The sequence below is a fragment of the Mesorhizobium huakuii genome, assembly GCF_030160235.1.
Classification (GTDB): Bacteria; Pseudomonadota; Alphaproteobacteria; order Rhizobiales; family Rhizobiaceae; genus Mesorhizobium; species Mesorhizobium huakuii.
On record NZ_BSNY01000047.1, the window covers coordinates 282,868 to 301,449 of the forward strand.

Consider the following 18,582-nt stretch of genomic DNA (forward strand, 5'->3'; position numbering starts at 1 on the left):
CCGTTTGGCGGCACGGTACATCATTCTGATAGGAAATGATAGAAACTATCTTTGTGATATTGAGTCTATCATGGGCAAGCGGTATTTTCAGGACGGGAGGCATATGGGCCACCGGCATTCGGCTGGGCGAGTGCCTTGCCGAGGAGGCAATCATGACCGCTGCGCCGTCCCGGCGTGACTACAGCCTGATCGGCCGCGACGCCAAACTCGCGGTGGAAAACGGCCTGTCGGCGGCCGAGTGGTATCACACCGATGTGTCCCGCAAGCAGATGAAGGAGCTGATGCAGCGCTCCGACGGGCCGGCGATCCGCGACACCGCGATCTGGCTCGCCGCGCTCATCGCCAGCGGCGCCGGCGGTGCCTGGTTCTGGGGCAGTTGGTGGTGCGTGCCGTTCTTCTTCGTCTACGGCGTCCTCTACGGTTCATCGACGGATTCACGCTGGCACGAATGCGGCCACGGTACGGCGTTCCGGACACAATGGATGAACGATGCGGTCTATCAGATCGCCTGCTTCATGATCATGCGCAATCCGGTGACCTGGCGCTGGAGCCACACGCGCCATCATACCGACACCATCATCGTCGGCCGCGATCCGGAAATTTCGGTCATGCGGCCGCCGGACCTGGTGCGTGCCCTCCTAGGCTTTGTCGGCGTGCTCGATGCCTGGCACGCGATGTCGGACATGCTGCGCAACGCCGCCGGCAACATCAGCGCCGCCGAAAAGACTTTCATTCCCGAGCAGGAACAGGGCAGGGCGATCCGCATCGCCCGCATCTGGACCGCGATCTATGCCGTAACAATCGCTCTGGCGCTCTATTCCGGCTCGTTCCTGCCCTTGATGCTGGTCGGCCTGCCCAGGCTCTATGGCGCCTGGCATCATGTCATGGTCGGCCTGCTGCAGCATGGCGGCCTGGCCGACAATGTCATCGACCATCGGCTGAACAGCCGCACCGTCTACATGAACCCGATCAGCCGCTTCATCTACTGGAACATGAACTACCATGTGGAGCATCACATGTTCCCGATGGTGCCCTATCACGCGCTGCCCAGGCTGCATGAACTGATCAAGCACGATCTGCCGGCGCCGACGCCGTCGATCCTGGCCGGCTACCGCGAGATGATCCCGGTCTTCCTGCGACAGCTGCGCAACGAGGACTATTTCCTCAAGCGCGAACTGCCGCCGACCGCCAGGCCGTACCGCGAGGAATTCCACGGCGATGCCGTCGCCGCAGCAGCGGAATGATCGCGGCGAACCATCTAGACTCTTTGTTTCAGCGCAATTCCTTAGGGAATTGCTTTTGGGAGGACCGAATGAGCGACTGGGTCGAGGCCTGTGCTGCCGACGACATCGATGAAGAGGATGTGATGCGCTTCGATCATGGCGGGCGCACCTTCGCCATCTATCGCAGCCCCGACGACGAATATTTCGCCACGGACGGGCTTTGCACGCATGAGAAGGTGCATCTGGCCGACGGTCTGGTGATGGACGACGTCATCGAATGCCCCAAGCACAACGGCCGCTTCAACTACAAGACCGGCGCGGCCAGGGGCGCCCCGGCCTGCGTCAACCTGAAAACCTATCCGGTCAAGGTCGACGCCGGCAAAGTGCTCGTTCAGATCGGATGACGGAGATGGCGCGGGGAATGATCATCATCGGTGCCGGCGAATGCGGCGGGCGGGCAGCGCTCACGCTGCGCGACCTCGACTATGGCGGGCCGGTGACGCTGGTCGGCGACGAGCCGCATCCGCCCTACGAACGCCCGCCTCTGTCCAAGGAGGCGATGGCCGGCGACGCGCCGGAAATCAAGGCGATCGCCAGCGATGCGATGCTGGCCGAGAACTCGATCCGGCATATCCATTCCGTCCAGGCCGTAGCGATCGATCGCGCGGCGCATAATGTGCGCCTGTCAAACGGTTCGGTGCTGCCTTACGACAAGCTCCTGCTGGCGACCGGCTCGACCCCGCGCAAGCTGCCGATGCCTGGCCTTGGCGCGCGCTGCGTGTACCTCAGAACCTTCGCCGATGCGCTGGCCATTCGCGGCCATCTCAGCGCCGGAAACCGCATTGCCGTCATCGGCGGCGGCTTCATCGGCCTGGAACTCGCCGCCGCTTCCCGCAAGCTCGGCGCCTCGGTCACCGTCATCGAGGCGCAGCCGCGCATCCTGATGCGTGGCGTTCCGGCCGAGATCGCCGAAATCATCCATCAGGCGCATGTCACCGAAGGCGTCGACATACTGTGCGGCGACGGTATCGCTTCCATCGCCGACGACGGCAGGCAAGTGCGCGTGACGCTTGCCGGCGGGCGCGAAATCACTGCCGATCTTGCCATTATAGGCATCGGCGCCGTGCCGGTGACCGGGCTCGCTGCCGAAGCCGGCCTGGCCATCGACAATGGCGTCACGGTCGATACCGAGCTGCGCAGCAGCGATCCCGACATCTTCGCCGCCGGCGACTGCTGTTCGTTCCCGCTCGCCGTCTATGGCGGGCGCCGCGTGCGGCTCGAGGCCTGGCGCAATGCGCAGGAGCAAGGCGCGCTTGCCGCGAAAAACATGCTCGGCGCCGGCGAGGCGCATGCGGCGGTGCCGTGGTTCTGGTCGGATCAGTACGGGCTCACCCTGCAGATCGCTGGGCTTTCGGACGAAGGCAAAAGCACTGTGCGCCGCGATCTCGGGGACGGCGCCTTCATCCTCTTCCATCTGGCCGAGGACGGCAGGCTCGTGGCGGCCAGCGGCATCGGCCCCGGCAACGCGGTCGCCCGCGACATCCGGCTGGCCGAAATGCTGATCGGCAAGCAAGCCAAGCCGGCGCCGGAAGCGCTGGGATCACAGGCCGTCAAGCTGAAATCGTTGCTCGCGGCGTGAAACGATCTAGAACAGCGCCTTCAGCTCCGGCAGCTTGTCGTTGACCAGCCAGCCGTAATAATTCTCCTCCGGCAGTTTTTCCGGCTCGCCCGCGGCATGGCGCTTGTCGTTTTCCGCCTTCAGCGCATAGGCGCGCTGCTCCGGATTGCCGACATTGTAGAGCGTGGCGGTCAGCCCCGGATTGCCCGAAATGTCGAAGCCGGCGATGCTCTTGTAGGCATCGATGGATTTCCTGATCGTCGCGGCGACATAAGGCAGCGTCAGGTCGGGATCCATGATGGTCTTGTAGACCGAATTGGGGTCGCCGACATCGAGCTTCGGCAGGCCCGACACCTTGTGCACGAGATCGCTCATCTGCAGCGCGGTCAGCGGGTTGAGCTGGCCGAGCCCGAAAGTCTGCCCGGCATAGTAGGGCTGGAAGAAGGTGGCGCCGAAACGGTCGTCGGGAAAGTCCTCGCCGCCGACGTTCTTGCCGCGAAACGAATGGTTCCAGACCTGTTCGCGGCATTCCCACAGGTCGTAGCTGTCCGACATCCCGGCGCATTTCTTGAATTCCGGCCGCTGCACGAAATCGGTGATGTCCTCGCCTTCATAGGCGAAGGACAGCTTGCTGGAGAGATAGGAGATCGCCTTGACGTAATAGGTCTGCAGCCGGTCATAGGCGTCGACATTGTAGGTGTGCTCGCCGACGATGGCGCCGACGATATGCATCGGATCGATGCCATAGGCGGCAGCGGCCTTCTTGATCTTGCCGCGCAGGTCTGGGTCGTTCTGCAGCAAGGCATAGACCTTGCGGTATTTCGCCTGGAACGTGGTGTTGGTTGCCTGCGTGCGCCGGCTCGAGGCGCCGGGAATGTCGGGCTGCTCGGCGTTGCGGTTTCCCGGCGGCACCAATGTCGCCGCATCGGCGGCGAACAGCGTCGCCGCCAGCGTCAAGCCGAGAATGACCAGAATGAGTTTTTTCATGCGCCGCCGCCTAGAGGTATTGCCGCGCAAACTAGGGTAGTGCTCTGGGTCGAGTCGAGAGCGCCCCTTCACCCGGCAGGTCGAAAGGTGGCCAGATGGTACCATCTGGCCACACATGATTGTTCTGCCGGTTGCCTGAACCGGCGCCGGACCAGCCGGCGCCGTGCTTTAAAGGATGAATCGCGACAAATCTGTGTTTCGCGAGAGGTCGCCGACATGCTTTTCCACATAGGCGGCGTCGATGGTGACCGATGTGCCGTTGCGGTCTGGCGCGTCAAACGAAATCTCGTCCAGCACCCGCTCCATCACCGTCTGCAACCGCCGGGCGCCGATATTCTCGACACTGTCATTGAGGTCGACGGCAATGCCGGCCAGTGAATCGATGGCGTCGTCGGTGAAGGTCAGGTCGACCCCCTCGGTCTTCATCAGCGCGATATACTGCTTGATCAGGCTCGCTTCCGTCTCGGTCAGGATGCGGACGAAATCCTGCTTCTCCAGGGCCCGCAGTTCGACGCGGATAGGCAGGCGGCCCTGCAGTTCCGGCAACAGGTCGGACGGCTTCGAGACATGGAACGCGCCCGAGGCGATGAACAGTATGTGGTCCGTCTTCACCGGTCCGTATTTGGTCGCCACCGTGGTGCCCTCGACCAGCGGCAGCAGGTCGCGCTGCACGCCTTCGCGCGACGGGCCGCCGGAAATGTCGGATCTCGCCGCGATCTTGTCGATCTCGTCGAGGAAGACGATGCCGTCATTTTCGGTTGCGTCGAGCGCCCGGCGAACCACCTCGTCCTGGTCGAGCAGCTTGTCGGACTCGTCGCTGACCAGCAGATCGTAGGATTCCTTCACCGTCGTCTTGCGCGACTTGGTCTTCTTGCCGCCCATCGCCTTCGACAGCATGTCGTTGATGTTCAGCACGCCAATATTGGCGCCCGGCATGCCGGGGATCTCGAAGCCGGGCATGCCGCCATTGCCGGTATCGGCCACTTCGATCTCGATTTCCTTGTCGTCGAGTTCACCGTCGCGCAGCTTCTTGCGGAAGCTGTCGCGCGTCGCCGGGCTGGCGGTCTTGCCGACCAGCGCTTCCAGCACGCGTTCCTCGGCATTGACGTGGGCGCGCGCCTTGACGTCCTCGCGCATCTTTTCGCGGACGAGGCCGATGGCGATCTCGACCAGGTCGCGGATGATCTGCTCGACGTCACGGCCGACATAGCCGACCTCGGTGAACTTGGTGGCCTCGACCTTGACGAAAGGCGCGCCGGCCAGCCGCGCCAGGCGGCGCGAGATCTCGGTCTTGCCGACGCCGGTCGGCCCGATCATCAGGATGTTCTTCGGCATCACCTCTTCGCGCATCTGGCCTTCCAGCTGCTGGCGGCGCCAGCGGTTGCGCAAGGCGATGGCCACGGCGCGCTTGGCGTCCTTCTGGCCGATGATGAAGCGGTCGAGTTCCGAAACGATTTCGCGGGGAGAAAATGTGCTCATATCACTAAATTCCACTTTGCCACTGCTTGATGGCCTCGAACGGATGCAGCAGCATGATCACGTTGAGTGTCAGATTGTCCCGGATGAGATAGCCGGTACCCAGTTCGAAAAGGATGGCGAGGCTGACGATCACCCATATAGGTAGCCTTCGCGCCATCACAAATCCCAGCACCATGGCCAGTGTGTCGGACACCGAATTGATGATGCTGTCGCCGTAATAGTCGAGCGAGATGGTGCCTGCGCGGTAGCGGTCGATGATGAACGGGCTGTTCTCCAGCAGCTCCCAGCCGCCCTCGATGAGGACTGCGAAGGCCAGCCGCAGGCCGATCGGCGAACGCGGAAACAGGAACCTCGCCAAGGCATAGAACAGGAAGCCGTGGATGATGTGCGAGAAGGTGTACCAGTCGGAAATGTGCTGGGAATTCTCCGAACTGTTCACCACGCCATGCCAGAGTTTGACATAGCCGCAGGTGCAGATCGGCGTCCGGCCCATCAAATAGAGCGTCACGGCCTGGCCGATGATCAGGCCGGCAACGATCAGCAATCCCATCCGCCAGCTGTTTTCGTAGGCCGAGAGGTTTTTGTCCTCGCCGGATGCGTTCATGCTTTATTGCCCCTCTTCCGCATCGTCCTCGGCGTTGCCTTCTCCGGCATCGATCGCCATCAGCACGACGTCGCCGTAGACCGATTGCCTGCGGTCTATGGCCCGGAATCCGGCTTTTTCATAGGCGCGGATGGCTCTGATGTTGGCGGGGTTGGGATCAATGATGACGCGGGGCACACCTTCCTCGAACAGATCCTCGATAAACTGTCTGGCGATGGCCGAGCCATGGCCGATGCCGACCAGCTCCGGCGGCCCGATCGACAAATCGATGCCGAGCGTGCCGAACGGCTGGTCGGCATAGGGATGGTCGTCTTCCAGATGCGGGTCGTAGCTCTGCAGATAGGCGATCGGCTTGCCGTCGAGTTCGACGATCAGCGGCTCGACCGAGATCGAGTCGATATGATCGCGAATCTCGGCGATTTCCGTCTCCGGATCGTTCCACCACTCGGCCAGATGCGGCTGGGCAAGCCAGCCGGCGATCATCGGCAGGTCTTTTTCGGTCACCGGCCGAAAATCGTAGCTAGCTTCTTGTTTGGCCATGATCTTCTCCGAAAACCGGGCTCCACTTTTCGCTTACGCGGTCCTGCGGTTCGGGATCATGGCCCGCCTTCTCAGGCGGCATCGAGCGTTTCGACAACAAAGTTGTTGTTGGTGTAGACGCAGATGTCGGAGGCGATCTGCATCGCCTTGCGGGCGATCTCCTCGGCATCCTTGTCGGTGTCCATCAGCGCCCGTGCCGCGGCCAGCGCGTAATTGCCGCCCGAACCGATGGCCATGACCCCATGTTCGGGTTCGAGCACGTCGCCTGTACCGGTCAGCGCCAGCGAGACCGACTTGTCGGCCACCAGCATCATCGCCTCCAGCCGGCGCAGATAGCGGTCGGTGCGCCAGTCCTTGGCGAGCTCGACGCAGGCGCGCGTCAGCTGGTCGGGATATTGCTCGAGCTTGGCTTCCAGCCGTTCCAGCAGCGTGAAGGCGTCCGCGGTGGCGCCGGCAAAACCGGCAATCACATTGCCGCCCTTGCCGATGCGGCGCACCTTGCGGGCATTGCCCTTCATGATGGTCTGGCCAAGGCTGACCTGGCCGTCGCCGGCGATCACCACCTTGTTGCCCTTACGCACCGTCACGATGGTCGTGGCGTGCATGGTCAGATTATCAGACATTTATTGGCTCCGATTCGCGCGATCCCAAATGGCGATTGGCGCGGTACGAGTGATTTTATCGGCCATATGTATGCATGGGACCAATGATTGCAAATCGCCTCTCCGGCAAGGCCGATACCGCTGTCCGAGGCAACTGGCAATCGCCGGATCATGCTGATAGAAGGCTTTCGTTTTCAAGCCGGTGAATGTTCGAAGCTCGTCTCTGCAGCTTTGAAACCCTGAGACAAGGACAAGGTCATGGCGCCCCGTTCCGCCGAAGCCAGCCGCAAGACCAAGGAAACCGACATCTCGGTGTCGGTCCACGTCGACGGTTCGGGCAAATCCGATATCGCCACGGGTGTCGGCTTCTTCGACCATATGCTCGACCAGCTCTCGCGCCATTCGCTGATCGACATGACGGTGAGGGCCAAGGGCGACCTGCACATAGACGACCACCACACGGTCGAGGACACCGGCATTGCGCTCGGCCAGGCCTTGACCAAGGCGTTGGGCGAACGGCGCGGCATCATGCGCTACGCCTCGATCGACCTTGCCATGGACGAGACGCTGACGCGCGCGGCGATCGACGTGTCCGGCCGGCCGTTCCTGGTCTGGAACGTGTCCTTCTCGTCGCCCAAGATCGGCACCTTCGACACCGAGCTGGTGCGTGAATTCTTCCAGGCGCTGGCGCAAAATGCCGGCATCACGCTGCATGTCACCAACCATTATGGCGCCAACAACCACCACATCGCCGAGACCTGCTTCAAGGCGGTGGCGCGCGCGCTGCGTGCAGCACTCGAGCCCGACCCGCGCCAGCCGGACGCGGTTCCCTCCACCAAGGGATCGTTGAAGGGATAGGCCATGGCCACCTATGTCGTGATGGAACCGCCCGGCCGCAGCGAGAAGGTCGACACAACGGCCTTTGTCCGCGACGGCTTCACCTGGCTCGGCCTGCTGGTGCCGCCGCTATGGCTTGCCTGGCACCGGTTGTGGATCGAGGCCGGACTTGCCTTCGTCGTCATGGCCCTGCTTTCGATGGCTGGCCAGAACCTTGGCCTTGGAGTGGCAAGTTCGCTGCTGTCGACGCTGGTTTCGTTCTATGTTGGCCTCGAGGGGCAGGGGTTGCGCATCGCGGCCCTGCGCCGGCGCGGCTGGCATGAATGGGGCGTGGTTCAGGCCGGCAGGCTCGATGATGCCGACATCCGCTATGCGCTGGACGTCGAGGGGCACGCGGAGGAAGCCGCGCCGCCGCCGCGTATCGTCCCTGACGCCGCCCTCGCCCGTCCGGCACAGCCGGGCATGGCGTTGGGCCTGACCCATATCCCGGGAAGACCCTGACATGCGGGTAGCAATCATCGACTACGGCTCGGGCAATCTGCGCTCGGCCACCAAGGCCTTCGAGCGCGCCGCGCGCGAAGCCGGCATATCGGCCGAAATCGACCTGACGGCCGATGCCGGCCGGGTGCGCACGGCCGACCGCATCGTCCTGCCCGGCGTCGGCGCCTATGCTGACTGCGCGGCCGGCCTGCGCGCCGTCGACGGCATGTGGGAAGCCGTCGAGGACGTCGCGATCGCCAAGGGCCGGCCCTTCCTCGGCATCTGCGTCGGCATGCAGTTGATGTCTGAGCGCGGCCTGGAAAAGACCATCACCCATGGCTTCGGCTGGATATCGGGCGACGTCAAGGAGATCACGCCCAGCGATCCGACGCTGAAAATCCCGCAGATCGGCTGGAACACGATCGAGCTCAGGCGCCAGCATCCGCTGTTTGCCGGCATCCCGACGGGCGCGGCGGGGCTGCACGCCTATTTCGTCCATTCCTACCATCTCGACGCGAAAAAGCCGGACGAGGTTCTGGCAGTCGCCGACTATGGTGGCCCGGTGACGGCGGCCGTCGCCCGCGACAATCTCGTCGGCACGCAGTTCCATCCGGAGAAGAGCCAGGCGCTGGGTCTGGCGCTGATCACCAATTTCCTGCGCTGGAGGCCCTAGCATGATCCCGAAAAGTGGACCGGTTTTCGTTGAGGGTGCCTGAATCGTGATCCTGTTCCCTGCCATCGACCTCAAGGACGGCCAATGCGTGCGCCTGAAGCACGGCGACATGGCGACCGCGACCATCTACAACGATGATCCCGCCGCGCAGGCAAAGGCCTTCGAGGACCAGGGCTTCGAATGGCTGCACGTCGTCGACCTCAACGGTGCCTTCAAGGGCCAGAGCGTCAACAGCGCGGCGGTCGGCGCGATCCTCAAGGCGACGAAGAACCCGGTGCAGCTCGGCGGCGGCATCCGCACGCTGGCGCAGATCGAGGACTGGCTCGATCGGGGGCTGGCCCGCGTCATCCTCGGAACGGTGGCGGTGCGCGATCCCGATCTGGTCAGGCAGGCCTGCAAGGCTTTCCCGGGCAAGGTGGCCGTCGGCATCGACGTCAAGGGCGGCAAGGTGGCGGTCGAGGGCTGGGCCGAGGCGTCGAGCCTCGGTGTCGTCGAGCTGGCGAGGAAATTCGAGGGCGCCGGCGTGGCCGCCATCATCTATACCGACATCGACCGCGACGGCGTGCTGACCGGCATCAACTGGGACGCCACCATCGACCTCGCCGAGGCCGTATCGATCCCGGTCATCGCTTCGGGCGGCCTCGCCTCGATCGCCGACATCGTGCGCATGACCATGCCCGACGCGCAGAAGCTCGAAGGCGCCATCTCCGGCCGCGCGCTCTATGACGGCCGTATCGATCCGGCCGAGGCGCTGGCGATCCTGAAGGGTCGGCCGGCGGCGGAGGCCAAATCGTGAAGATCACCATTATCCTGGCCTCCTATGACAGCGGCCACTATCACGGCGGCATGGGCCAGGGCCCGGACGCGCTGATTGCAGGCGGCCTGGTCGACGCCCTGACCATTGCCGGCCACGAGGTCGCGGTCGCGGATATCGGCAGGGTCGGTGACGACCAAGAGCGCGAGATCGCAACCGGCTTTGCCGTCTGCAACGCCGTCTCGGGCGAGGTCCGCATTGCCATCGACAGGGGACGGTTCCCCATCGTGCTCGCCGGAAACTGCCTGACGTCAGCCGGCGCGGTCGCCGGCGAGGGTGCCGATGCGATCATCTGGGCTGACCAGCATGGCGATCTCAACACGCCCGAGACCTCCATATACGGTTTTCTCGACGGCATGGCGCTGGCGACCGTGCTTGGCTTGTGCTGGCGCCCGATGGCAGGGGCCATTCCAGGCTTCAAGCCGATCGATCCATCGCGCTGCGTGCTCGTCAATGCCCGCGATCTCGATGCGGCCGAGGAAGAACTCCTCAAGACCTTGCCGGTGATCCGCACCGAATGCCCCGGCGTGGGATCGGCGACCGCAAGGCTGAAGGCCGCCGGCGCCAAAAGCGTGCACATGCATCTCGATCTCGACGTTCATGATCCCAAGGAGCTGCAGGCCAATCGCTACGTCACGTCGGGCGGGCCAAGCCCCGGACAATTGCGCGACGCGGCCTGCGCCATGGCGCTTGCCGTTCCGGTCGTTGGCATCACTATTTCCGCTTACGATCCGGCTTTCGATGCGCAGGCTGAGGTGCCGCCGCGGGTCGGACGGCTGCTCAACGATCTCATCGCCACGATAGAGGGCCGCTGATGCTGAAAGCCCGCGTCATCCCATGCCTCGACGTCAAGGACGGCCGCGTCGTCAAGGGCGTCAACTTCGTCGACCTCATCGACGCCGGCGACCCGGTCGAGGCGGCCAAGGCCTATGACGCCGCCGGTGCCGACGAGCTCTGCTTTCTCGACATCACGGCTTCATCGGACAACCGTGAAACCATCTTCGATGTCATCGCCCGCACCGCCGAGCAGTGCTTCATGCCGCTGACCGTCGGCGGCGGCGTGCGCCAGGTCGCCGACATCAGGAAGCTGCTTCTGGCCGGCGCCGACAAGGTGTCGATCAACACGGCGGCGGTGAAGAACCCGGATTTCGTCGCCGAAGCCGCCGACAAGTTCGGCAACCAGTGCATCGTCGTCGCCATCGACGCCAAGAAGGTCTCCGGTGCCGGCGAGGCCGACCGCTGGGAGATCTTCACCCATGGCGGGCGCGAAAAGACCGGCATCGACGCGATCGAATTCGCCCGCAAAATGGTCGATCGCGGCGCCGGCGAGATCCTGCTGACCTCGATGGACCGCGACGGCACCAAGGCCGGCTACGACATCGCGCTGACGCGTGCGATCGCTGACGCGGTGCGCGCGCCGGTCATCGCTTCGGGCGGCGTCGGCACGCTGGATCACCTGGTCGAAGGCATTCGCGACGGCCATGCCGGCGCGGTGCTGGCGGCCTCCATCTTTCACTTCGGCACCTACACAATCGCCCAGGCCAAGGCGCATATGGCCGCGGCGGGGTTGCCGATGCGGCTGGACTCCTCGGGCGATCGGCCCTAGAGCCTGTCCGGCTAAGAAAAGGGCCTAGGCGCCATGGCTGAATTTTCGTTCTCCGATCTGGAGACAATCATCAGGGACCGCGCCCATTCCGGCGACCCGGAGTCCTGGACGGCGAAACTGTTCGCGCGCGGCATCGACAAGGCGGCCCAGAAGCTTGGCGAGGAGGCGGTCGAGACGGTGATTGCCGCCGTCAAGGGCGACAGACAGGGCCTCGTTTCCGAAAGTGCCGATCTTATATATCATTGGCTCGTCGTTCTCGGCCTCTCGGGTGTTCCGTTGAGTGACGTGCTCAAGGAGCTCGAAAGCCGCACCGGGCGTTCGGGCATCGCCGAGAAGGCGTCACGGCCCAAGGGCTGACCGCGAGGGAGGGCAGGTATCTCGATGGATCAGCTCGCGCCAACCGAGAAATATTCCCCCTTTCGTTTCTTCTCGGCCGAGCAATGGTCGCAATTTCGCGCCGATACGCCTCTGACGCTGAGCGAAGACGAGTTCCGCCGCCTGCGTTCGCTAAACGATCCGGTCGACCTCGAGGAGGTCAAGCGCATCTATCTGTCGCTGTCGCGGCTTCTGTCCGCCCATGTCGAGGCGAGCCAGCTCTTGTTCCGGCAGCGCCAGGCCTTCTTCAACGCCGTCGATATCGTCAAGACGCCGTTCATCATCGGCATCGCCGGCTCCGTCGCCGTCGGCAAATCGACCACCGCGCGCGTGCTGAAGGAGCTTCTGGCACGCTGGCCTTCGAGCCCCAAGGTCGATCTCATCACCACCGATGGCTTCCTTTTGCCCAATGAGGTGCTGCGCCGCGAGAACCTGATGGAACGCAAGGGCTTTCCCGACAGTTACGACGTCGGCGCGCTGCTGCGTTTCCTCTCAGGCATCAAGTCGGGGCTGCCCGATGTCCGCGCGCCCGTCTATTCGCACCTTACCTATGACGTCATTCCCGGCGAGTTCGTCACCATCGACCGGCCCGACATCCTGATCTTCGAAGGCATCAATGTCCTGCAGCCGGGCAAACTGCCGCAGGACGGGAAGATCGTGCCCTTCCTGTCCGATTTTTTCGACTTCGCCATCTATATCGATGCTGACGAGAAGCTGATCCACGAATGGTACATCTCGCGCTTCATGCGGCTGCGCGAGACCGCCTTTCGCAATCCGGACTCGTTCTTCCATCGCTACTCGCAGCTTTCAGAGGAAGCGGCGCGCGCGATTGCCGAAGGCCTGTGGTCCAACATCAATCTGAAGAATTTGCGCGAGAACATCCTGCCGACGTGCGCCCGCGCCGACCTCATCCTGCGCAAGGGCGCCGACCATCTGGTCCAGGAAGTGGCGCTGCGCAAACTTTAGACTGGCCGGATACCGAAGTGGCGGCCCCGCCTCCGGCAGGTCCGCCACCTCGACGTTCATCTCATCCGCATCGCGGTTCAGCCATTGGCGAACGGCACCGCGACATAGAGCTGGCCGCCGTCGCGTTCGACCAAAAGCAGCACCGACTTGCGGCCCGACTTGCTGGCCTGCGCGATCGCCTGCGTGACCTGCTTGGCGCTCTTCACCGGGGCCTGGTTGACGGCGACGATGATATCGCCGGGCTGAATGCCGGCAGCGGCGGCCGCCTTGTCGGGACTGACGCGCGCAACCACCGCGCCATGCTCGTTGGCGGCGAGGTTCATTTCCTGGCGAATGTCGGGCGTGATGTCCATCAGGCCAAGTCCGATCGCAGGCGCGCGGGAGCCCTGCTCGGCGCTCGGCGTGCCGGAATCGTCCGCCGATGCCGTCTTCACATCGTCGCTGTTTTGCCCGACGTCGACGGAAATCTGCATGGCCTTGCCCTTACGCCAGACATCAAGCGTTTCCTTGGCGCCGGGCGCGACATCGGCGACGGCTCGTGACAGGTCCTTGGGATCCTTCACGTCCTGTCCGGCGAAGCCGGTGATGACGTCGCCGGCCTCGACGCCGGCGCTGGCGGCGGGCGAGCTGTCATTGACCTTCGAAACCAGCGCGCCGCCGGGATGATCGAGTCCGATGGCGCTAGCCACGTCCGGCGTCACCTCTTGGATCTCGACGCCGAGATAGCCGTACTGGATGGAACCGTCCTTCATCAGCTTGGCGACGACCTTTTGTGCCTGGTCCGACGGGATGGCGAAGCCGACGCCGACACTGCCGCCATTGGGCGAATAGATCGCCGTGTTGATGCCAACGACATTGCCGTTCACATCCACGAGCGGGCCACCGGAATTGCCATGGTTGATCGGCGCGTCGATCTGGATGAAGTCGTCGAACGGCCCGCTATGCAGGTCGCGGCCGCGTGCCGAAACGATGCCGGCGGTGACCGTGGTGCCGATGCCGAACGGATTGCCGATCGCCAGAACCTGGTCGCCGGTCATCAGCCTGTCGGAATCGCCCCATTTGACCGTCGGCAAGGGCTTGTCGGATTTGACCTTGAGCACGGCGAGGTCGTTCTTGGCGTCGCGGCCGACAAGCTTGGCAGGAAGTTCGGTGCCGTCATCGAGCGTCACCTTGATCGAAGAGGCGCCGTCGACGACGTGATTGTTGGTGACGATGGTGCCGTCGGCACCGACGATGAAGCCGGAACCGAGCGCCTCGGCGCGCGGGGCCTGTTGAGGCGGCGTCTGCGGAGCGGGCATGCCCTGGTCACCGAAGAACTGGCGGAAATACTGGTCGAACGGCGAGTTGCCGAGAGGCATGCCGTCATCGGCGCCTGCCGGCTGCGCCTTCATGATGGTGGTGACCGTGACCACCGCCGGCTTGTCGGCCGCCACGATCGGCGCGAACGAGCCGTTCGGGGCCGTTATTCCGGCAACCGGGGTCTGGGTTGTCGCGACAATTTTGCTGACGCCGGTGCTGTTCGCGCTCTGGGCGAACGAGACGACGACGGGGGAGATGATCAGCGCAGCGCCCAGCAGGGCGGCGACGCGATGCCTACGAAGAATACCAAGAGGTGACATGGTCGTTCTGTCCGGGCGAGGGTTGATCCGGCGCCGCGGGCATCTTGGGAGGAAGCGCCCGTCGGCGTGTCGACGACCGGGTTGCCTGTCTCGCCGTACATGGCGCCGGCCGGATCGACACTAGGCTATCTAGGGTGCCGATCGGCCCGAATTAGGGTTTTTGGCCGACCTTACGAAGATTTAATTCAAGGAGCGCTCACGGATCGTCATGCCGGCGCAGATAGTCGGTGGAAATCTCACGCATCCGCTTGCCGTCGAAACTCGGCCCATGGCCGCCATGGCCGATGCGGATCGGCAGGTCGAGCAGCCGCCGCATGGTGCTGACATAGGCGGCCCGGTCGGAATCCGGCAGCGAGTCGATCAGCGTGTCGTCGTAGATGGCGTCGCCGCTGAAAAACAGCCCGTCGGCCTCGTCGAACAGCGCGATCGAATCCGGTGAATGCCCGGGCAGGTGCAGCACGCGCAATTGCCGGTCGCCGAGATCGACCACGTCGCCCTCGTCCAGCGTCCGCGTCAGCGGTGCCGAGGGGATCTTGTAGTCGGCGGCCTTCCAGCCAGGCGCCGGCAATTTCGAGACGGCGCCTTCGAGGTCATGGAACATCCAGGCATAGGTCGCCGCCTCATCCATGCTCTCGAATTGGGTCGCGCTCATCCTCGGTCCGGCCCGCCACGAGAACTCATGAAGCGAGCCGACATGGTCGAGATGGATATGCGTGGCGACGACCAGCAGCGGTTTGCCCCGCGGCGTCTCGATCTGCGGCGCCAGCGGACAGATGCCCATGCCGGTGTCGACCAAAAGGTCGGCGTCGCGGCCACGCAGATGCCAGATGTTGGCGCGCACATAGTCATGCACGAACGGCTCTGTCAGCATCGTCGTCCTGTCGTCGACGATGCTCTTGCTGAACCAGGAAGCCTGCATCAGACGAAAGGCTTCCCGACCTTGTATTTTTCCGGCACCAGCCGCTTGAGGTAGGCCATGCCGGCCTCGGACAGCTGGTTGACCTCGGGCTTCATGAAATCGTCCGGCATGTGGCGGGTCTTGCCGGCGACGTTCTTCAGCGGCACCTTCTTCAGCACCGTCTTTGTGCCGTCATATTGCAGCGCCACCGAGCCGCCGCCCTGTTCGGCGACGGAGACGGCGAAGGCGCCGGCATCGAAGGCCTCCTGCGCGTCGACGGCGCTGATGGCGCCGACATAGCCGCGCGGCATGTAGCCGAGCGCGTCGACGCGGGCCCGCTTGCCCGGCAGGCCTTCGGCCAACGCGCGTTCGAGGGCCGCCGGCAGATCGCTGCCCGACAATTTGACGTTGCCATGCGCGTCGCGCTCGAGCTTCTCCGGCGGCACCAGGCTTTCGACCAGCGCCTTGCCATCGGCGGTGCTTACCCCTTCCGAGACGGCGACGATGCAGCGCTTGTGGCGGTCGAGCGTGGCGCGCACGTCGTCGATGAAGCCCGCGGCCGAGAACGGCCGCTCCGGCACGTAGACCAAATGCGGGCCGCTGTCGGGATCGAGCTGCCAGGCGGCGGCCGCCGCGGTGAGAAAACCGGCATGCCGGCCCATGACGATGCCGACATAGATGCCGGGCAAAGCACGGAAATCGAGATCGACGGAGAGGAAGGCGCCGGCGACGAACTCGGCCGCCGAGATGAAGCCCGGCGTATGGTCGTTTTCCTCGAGATCGTTGTCGATGGTTTTCGGCGCATGCACGAAGGCGATCGAGCCGCCGGCGGCATCGGTCAGGATCTGCTGCGTGCCCGACGTGTCATTGCCGCCGATATAGATGAAGGCATCGGCGCCGGCCTTCTTCAGGCCGTTGAGGATGACATCGCAATAGGCGGCATCCGGCTTGTCGCGCGTCGAGCCGAGCGCCGCGCTCGGCGTTCCGGCGATCAGCCGCAGCCGGTCTTCCGGAATGGCGGAGAGGTCGACATAGTTGCCGTCGCGGATGCCGCGCACGCCATGGATGGATCCCAACACCTTGGCGCCGGGATGCCGCTTGCGGATCTCCAGCGTGGCGCCGACCACCGTCTGGTTGATGACGGCGGTCGGGCCGCCGCCTTGCGCGATGACAAAAGTTCCGGCCATTCCTGACGTCTCCCGAGGCGATGAATTCGCAGGCACCTTCGCCTGTCTTTCGCTGTCGTGCAACGGGGGAGTCCGGAGCATGAGCCCGAAAAGTCTTCGGAAAGATCATGCTCAACCTGGAACGAGGGCGGCCGCGTGGGCCGCCCAAAACGATCAGATGACGACGACCGGGTTTTTCTTCGAAACGCGGCTGTAGAGGTCGATGATGTCCTGGTTGATCAGGCGCACGCAGCCCGACGACATCGCCTGGCCGATGCTCCACCATTCGGGCGAGCCATGGATGCGGTAGCCGGTGTCCTTGCCGTCCTGGTAGATGTAGAGCGCGCGCGCCCCGAGCGGGTTGGTGATGCCGCCGGGCTGGCCGCCCTGCCACTTCACCAGTTCGGGCTTGCGCTGGATCATCTCAGGCGGCGGCGTCCAGGTCGGCCATTCCCTGCCATACTGGATGTTGGCGCGGCCGGACCAGCGGAAACCGTCCTTGCCGATGCCGACGCCGTAGCGGATGGCGTCGCCGCCCGGCTGGACAAGATAGAGCATGCGCTCCTTGAGGTGGACGACGATGGTGCCGGGCGCCTCGCCGGTCGTGTCGACGACGATCTGGCGGCGGAATTCCGGCTTGACCTTCAGATACGGCACTTCAGGCACGTTGAAACCATTGTCGGTCAAGGCGGCATACATCAGGTCGGGGCTGGTGATGTTCTTGTCGACGCTGATGGCCGGCCGCATCGGCGGCACGGAACCGGTGACCGTATTGTCGAGTTCAAGCGCCGGCATGCCGCCGCCGGACGTCGAGCAGCCGGCGGCGCTGAGCAGAGCCAGCGCGCCTGCCCCGGACAGTATGGCGCGGCGGGAAAGAGGATGATCGGTCTCGATTGCGTCGCCGTTTCGTGGCGACGTCAGACCTTGCGGCAACTCACGCATATACCCAAACCCTACGCTGTCGGCGGGAAGCACGGTCCGGCCGGATAGCGGGCATTTTCATCATTCATGGTTGATAAAGCGTGAATGCCTTGCGCTGCCTGCATTTGCGCCTGGCCTGGCGGCATCGCGCCGTCCCGAATGAGGTGGTAACCGGGCGTTCCTGCACAAAAAGACCCAGGTCGGGACATAATCCCGGCACCGGCCTTTCCTACTCATCAGGCGATCAGCGAGGGGCCTCCATGTGCAAGACGTTAAAAACCGACATCACGCTTTTTGCCGCTGCCATTGTCGCGGCCGCACTGGTTCTCGGTGCCGATGTCAGCCTGGCCGATATCGTGAGCACGCTGGGCGGCGCGAACTGACGCCGACCTGTATTTGGCGTAATTGAAATCATCGCAATCCAGGAAAAGCCGTGGCGGGTTTCCGTCCGTAATCGCGCAAGAAAACGAATATCAAGCCTCTTTACATTCCCCCTGGGCTGAGGATTTATCCTTTTCCTTAACCCAAGGGAGACAGACATGTCCTTCGAGAACTGGGCCGCTTTCGCCGCCGCGTCGACCATCCTGCTCATCATTCCGGGGCCAACGATCCTGCTGGTCGTATCCTATGCGCTCGGCCAGGGCTGGCGCACCGCCTTGCCGATGGCGGTTGGCGTGGCGCTCGGCGACTTCACCGCCATGACCTTGTCGATGCTCGGCATCGGCGCGCTGCTCGCCGCGTCGGCGACCGTCTTCACCGTCCTGAAGCTGATCGGCGCCGGCTATCTGATCTATCTCGGCGTGAAACTGTTCCGCGCCGGCGGGGCGCTGAAGGCCGAGCCGCGCACCGATGCGGTGTCCTCGGCCAAGATGATGGCGCATGCCTGGCTGGTCACCGCGCTCAACCCGAAAAGCATCACCTTCTTCGTCGCCTTCCTGCCGCAGTTCCTCGACCGGCATGCCGATTTCTGGACGCAGATGCTGATCTTCGAGACGACCTTCCTGGCGCTCGCCTTCGCCAATGCCTTCGGCTATGCGCTGATCGCGGCGCGCGCCCGAAATGTCGTGCGCAATCCCAAGGCGATCCGCATCTTCAACCGCACTGGCGGGACGCTGCTGGTCGGCGCCGGCATCGCCACGGTGGCGATGCGTTCGGGCAATTGAGATAAGCCGGC

The 18,582-nt window shown here is 63.9% G+C and carries 22 protein-coding genes; 13 read left to right on the forward strand and 9 right to left on the reverse strand.

What is annotated here, in order from left to right:
* Positions 1–152 precede the first annotated feature (152 nt).
* The 3 genes from QQK95_RS23605 to QQK95_RS23615 all read left to right on the forward strand — a co-directional run bounded on the left by QQK95_RS23605 (position 153) and on the right by QQK95_RS23615 (position 2,862).
* Complete coding sequence (locus tag QQK95_RS23605; RefSeq protein WP_284276799.1) at positions 153–1,244, forward strand: fatty acid desaturase family protein; 1,092 nt, start codon at positions 153–155, stop codon at positions 1,242–1,244.
* Positions 1,245–1,312: 68 nt separating this feature from the next.
* Positions 1,313–1,627 (forward strand): MocE family 2Fe-2S type ferredoxin, encoded by a 315-nt coding sequence (locus QQK95_RS23610; protein ID WP_284276800.1) that lies wholly within the window; start codon positions 1,313–1,315, stop codon positions 1,625–1,627.
* Positions 1,624–2,862: an NAD(P)/FAD-dependent oxidoreductase gene (locus QQK95_RS23615; protein WP_284276802.1), complete on the forward strand. Its 1,239-nt coding sequence runs from the start codon at positions 1,624–1,626 to the stop codon at positions 2,860–2,862. The genes QQK95_RS23610 and QQK95_RS23615 overlap by 4 nt, the downstream gene beginning before the upstream one ends.
* 6 nt (positions 2,863–2,868) lie before the next feature.
* On the opposite strand, the gene QQK95_RS23620 is transcribed toward QQK95_RS23615, so the two are convergent.
* From QQK95_RS23620 to hslV, 5 genes are all read right to left on the reverse strand, one after another.
* Entirely contained in the window at positions 2,869–3,828 is a 960-nt protein-coding gene (locus QQK95_RS23620) for a DUF1402 family protein (protein WP_284276803.1), read from the reverse strand.
* A 168-nt stretch (positions 3,829–3,996) separates the two neighbouring features.
* The gene (gene hslU, locus QQK95_RS23625; protein ID WP_284276804.1) at positions 3,997–5,307 is read right to left on the reverse strand and encodes an ATP-dependent protease ATPase subunit HslU; all 1,311 of its coding nucleotides are present in this window, start codon (positions 5,305–5,307) and stop codon (positions 3,997–3,999) included.
* 4 nt (positions 5,308–5,311) lie between these two features.
* Positions 5,312–5,911, reverse strand: a complete 600-nt coding sequence (locus QQK95_RS23630; protein WP_284276805.1) for a DUF2585 domain-containing protein — start codon at positions 5,909–5,911, stop codon at positions 5,312–5,314.
* Positions 5,912–5,914: 3 nt separating this feature from the next.
* Positions 5,915–6,451, reverse strand: a complete 537-nt coding sequence (locus QQK95_RS23635) for a GNAT family N-acetyltransferase (protein ID WP_284276806.1) — start codon at positions 6,449–6,451, stop codon at positions 5,915–5,917.
* A 71-nt stretch (positions 6,452–6,522) separates the two neighbouring features.
* Positions 6,523–7,074, reverse strand: a complete 552-nt coding sequence (gene hslV, locus QQK95_RS23640) for an ATP-dependent protease subunit HslV (protein WP_019862614.1) — start codon at positions 7,072–7,074, stop codon at positions 6,523–6,525.
* 237 nt (positions 7,075–7,311) lie between these two features.
* Here hslV and hisB point away from each other — a divergent pair, with 237 nt between their 5' ends.
* The 8 genes from hisB to coaA are packed head-to-tail and all read left to right on the forward strand — an operon-like array spanning position 7,312 to position 12,804.
* Positions 7,312–7,911, forward strand: coding sequence for an imidazoleglycerol-phosphate dehydratase HisB (gene hisB / locus QQK95_RS23645; RefSeq protein ID WP_010912875.1), 600 nt, complete (start codon positions 7,312–7,314; stop codon positions 7,909–7,911).
* A gap of 3 nt (positions 7,912–7,914) precedes the next feature.
* Complete coding sequence (locus tag QQK95_RS23650; protein ID WP_284276807.1) at positions 7,915–8,391, forward strand: DUF2628 domain-containing protein; 477 nt, start codon at positions 7,915–7,917, stop codon at positions 8,389–8,391.
* Position 8,392: 1 nt separating this feature from the next.
* Positions 8,393–9,043, forward strand: coding sequence for an imidazole glycerol phosphate synthase subunit HisH (gene hisH / locus QQK95_RS23655; RefSeq protein ID WP_284276808.1), 651 nt, complete (start codon positions 8,393–8,395; stop codon positions 9,041–9,043).
* A gap of 46 nt (positions 9,044–9,089) precedes the next feature.
* A complete protein-coding gene (gene hisA, locus QQK95_RS23660; RefSeq protein ID WP_284276809.1) occupies positions 9,090–9,839 on the forward strand; it encodes a 1-(5-phosphoribosyl)-5-[(5-phosphoribosylamino)methylideneamino]imidazole-4-carboxamide isomerase in 750 nt (249 codons plus the stop codon).
* Entirely contained in the window at positions 9,836–10,672 is an 837-nt protein-coding gene (locus QQK95_RS23665) for an arginase family protein (RefSeq protein WP_284276810.1), read from the forward strand. Before hisA ends, QQK95_RS23665 begins: the two co-directional genes overlap by 4 nt.
* A complete protein-coding gene (hisF, locus tag QQK95_RS23670; RefSeq protein WP_284277055.1) occupies positions 10,669–11,463 on the forward strand; it encodes an imidazole glycerol phosphate synthase subunit HisF in 795 nt (264 codons plus the stop codon). The genes QQK95_RS23665 and hisF overlap by 4 nt, the downstream gene beginning before the upstream one ends.
* 33 nt (positions 11,464–11,496) lie before the next feature.
* The gene (locus QQK95_RS23675) at positions 11,497–11,820 is read left to right on the forward strand and encodes a phosphoribosyl-ATP diphosphatase (RefSeq protein WP_284276811.1); all 324 of its coding nucleotides are present in this window, start codon (positions 11,497–11,499) and stop codon (positions 11,818–11,820) included.
* A gap of 24 nt (positions 11,821–11,844) precedes the next feature.
* Entirely contained in the window at positions 11,845–12,804 is a 960-nt protein-coding gene (gene coaA, locus QQK95_RS23680; RefSeq protein WP_284276812.1) for a type I pantothenate kinase, read from the forward strand.
* A gap of 77 nt (positions 12,805–12,881) precedes the next feature.
* Here coaA and QQK95_RS23685 read toward each other — a convergent pair whose 3' ends face one another.
* The 4 genes from QQK95_RS23685 to QQK95_RS23700 all read right to left on the reverse strand — a co-directional run bounded on the left by QQK95_RS23685 (position 12,882) and on the right by QQK95_RS23700 (position 17,429).
* Entirely contained in the window at positions 12,882–14,423 is a 1,542-nt protein-coding gene (locus QQK95_RS23685) for a DegQ family serine endoprotease (RefSeq protein WP_284276813.1), read from the reverse strand.
* Between the two features lie 196 nt (positions 14,424–14,619).
* Positions 14,620–15,342, reverse strand: coding sequence for an MBL fold metallo-hydrolase (locus tag QQK95_RS23690; protein ID WP_284276814.1), 723 nt, complete (start codon positions 15,340–15,342; stop codon positions 14,620–14,622).
* Positions 15,342–16,508 carry a diphosphate--fructose-6-phosphate 1-phosphotransferase gene (locus QQK95_RS23695; RefSeq protein WP_284276815.1) on the reverse strand — a complete coding sequence of 389 codons (1,167 nt, stop codon included), beginning with the start codon at positions 16,506–16,508 and terminating at the stop codon, positions 15,342–15,344. Before QQK95_RS23695 ends, QQK95_RS23690 begins: the two co-directional genes overlap by 1 nt.
* A 153-nt stretch (positions 16,509–16,661) precedes the next feature.
* The gene (locus QQK95_RS23700) at positions 16,662–17,429 is read right to left on the reverse strand and encodes a L,D-transpeptidase (RefSeq protein WP_284276816.1); all 768 of its coding nucleotides are present in this window, start codon (positions 17,427–17,429) and stop codon (positions 16,662–16,664) included.
* 239 nt (positions 17,430–17,668) lie between these two features.
* Between QQK95_RS23700 and QQK95_RS23705 the strand changes: the two genes are divergently transcribed.
* Both QQK95_RS23705 and QQK95_RS23710 read left to right on the forward strand, forming a co-directional pair.
* Positions 17,669–17,791, forward strand: a complete 123-nt coding sequence (locus QQK95_RS23705) for a hypothetical protein (protein WP_080511902.1) — start codon at positions 17,669–17,671, stop codon at positions 17,789–17,791.
* Positions 17,792–17,947: 156 nt separating this feature from the next.
* A complete protein-coding gene (locus QQK95_RS23710) occupies positions 17,948–18,571 on the forward strand; it encodes a LysE family translocator (protein ID WP_183464827.1) in 624 nt (207 codons plus the stop codon).
* The last annotated feature ends 11 nt before the right edge of the window (positions 18,572–18,582 follow it).

Coding starts and splice junctions, on each gene's coding strand:
- QQK95_RS23605 (WP_284276799.1), top strand. CDS start 153: ATGACCGCTGCGCCGTCCCGGCGTGACTACAGCCTGATCGGCCGCGAC.
- QQK95_RS23610 (WP_284276800.1), top strand. CDS start 1,313: ATGAGCGACTGGGTCGAGGCCTGTGCTGCCGACGACATCGATGAAGAG.
- QQK95_RS23615 (WP_284276802.1), top strand. CDS start 1,624: ATGACGGAGATGGCGCGGGGAATGATCATCATCGGTGCCGGCGAATGC.
- QQK95_RS23620 (WP_284276803.1), bottom strand. CDS start 3,828: ATGAAAAAACTCATTCTGGTCATTCTCGGCTTGACGCTGGCGGCGACG.
- hslU (WP_284276804.1), bottom strand. CDS start 5,307: ATGAGCACATTTTCTCCCCGCGAAATCGTTTCGGAACTCGACCGCTTC.
- QQK95_RS23630 (WP_284276805.1), bottom strand. CDS start 5,911: ATGAACGCATCCGGCGAGGACAAAAACCTCTCGGCCTACGAAAACAGC.
- QQK95_RS23635 (WP_284276806.1), bottom strand. CDS start 6,451: ATGGCCAAACAAGAAGCTAGCTACGATTTTCGGCCGGTGACCGAAAAA.
- hslV (WP_019862614.1), bottom strand. CDS start 7,074: ATGTCTGATAATCTGACCATGCACGCCACGACCATCGTGACGGTGCGT.
- hisB (WP_010912875.1), top strand. CDS start 7,312: ATGGCGCCCCGTTCCGCCGAAGCCAGCCGCAAGACCAAGGAAACCGAC.
- QQK95_RS23650 (WP_284276807.1), top strand. CDS start 7,915: ATGGCCACCTATGTCGTGATGGAACCGCCCGGCCGCAGCGAGAAGGTC.
- hisH (WP_284276808.1), top strand. CDS start 8,393: ATGCGGGTAGCAATCATCGACTACGGCTCGGGCAATCTGCGCTCGGCC.
- QQK95_RS23675 (WP_284276811.1), top strand. CDS start 11,497: ATGGCTGAATTTTCGTTCTCCGATCTGGAGACAATCATCAGGGACCGC.
- coaA (WP_284276812.1), top strand. CDS start 11,845: ATGGATCAGCTCGCGCCAACCGAGAAATATTCCCCCTTTCGTTTCTTC.
- QQK95_RS23685 (WP_284276813.1), bottom strand. CDS start 14,423: ATGTCACCTCTTGGTATTCTTCGTAGGCATCGCGTCGCCGCCCTGCTG.
- QQK95_RS23690 (WP_284276814.1), bottom strand. CDS start 15,342: ATGCAGGCTTCCTGGTTCAGCAAGAGCATCGTCGACGACAGGACGACG.
- QQK95_RS23695 (WP_284276815.1), bottom strand. CDS start 16,508: ATGGCCGGAACTTTTGTCATCGCGCAAGGCGGCGGCCCGACCGCCGTC.
- QQK95_RS23700 (WP_284276816.1), bottom strand. CDS start 17,429: ATGCGTGAGTTGCCGCAAGGTCTGACGTCGCCACGAAACGGCGACGCA.
- QQK95_RS23705 (WP_080511902.1), top strand. CDS start 17,669: ATGTGCAAGACGTTAAAAACCGACATCACGCTTTTTGCCGCTGCCATT.
- QQK95_RS23710 (WP_183464827.1), top strand. CDS start 17,948: ATGTCCTTCGAGAACTGGGCCGCTTTCGCCGCCGCGTCGACCATCCTG.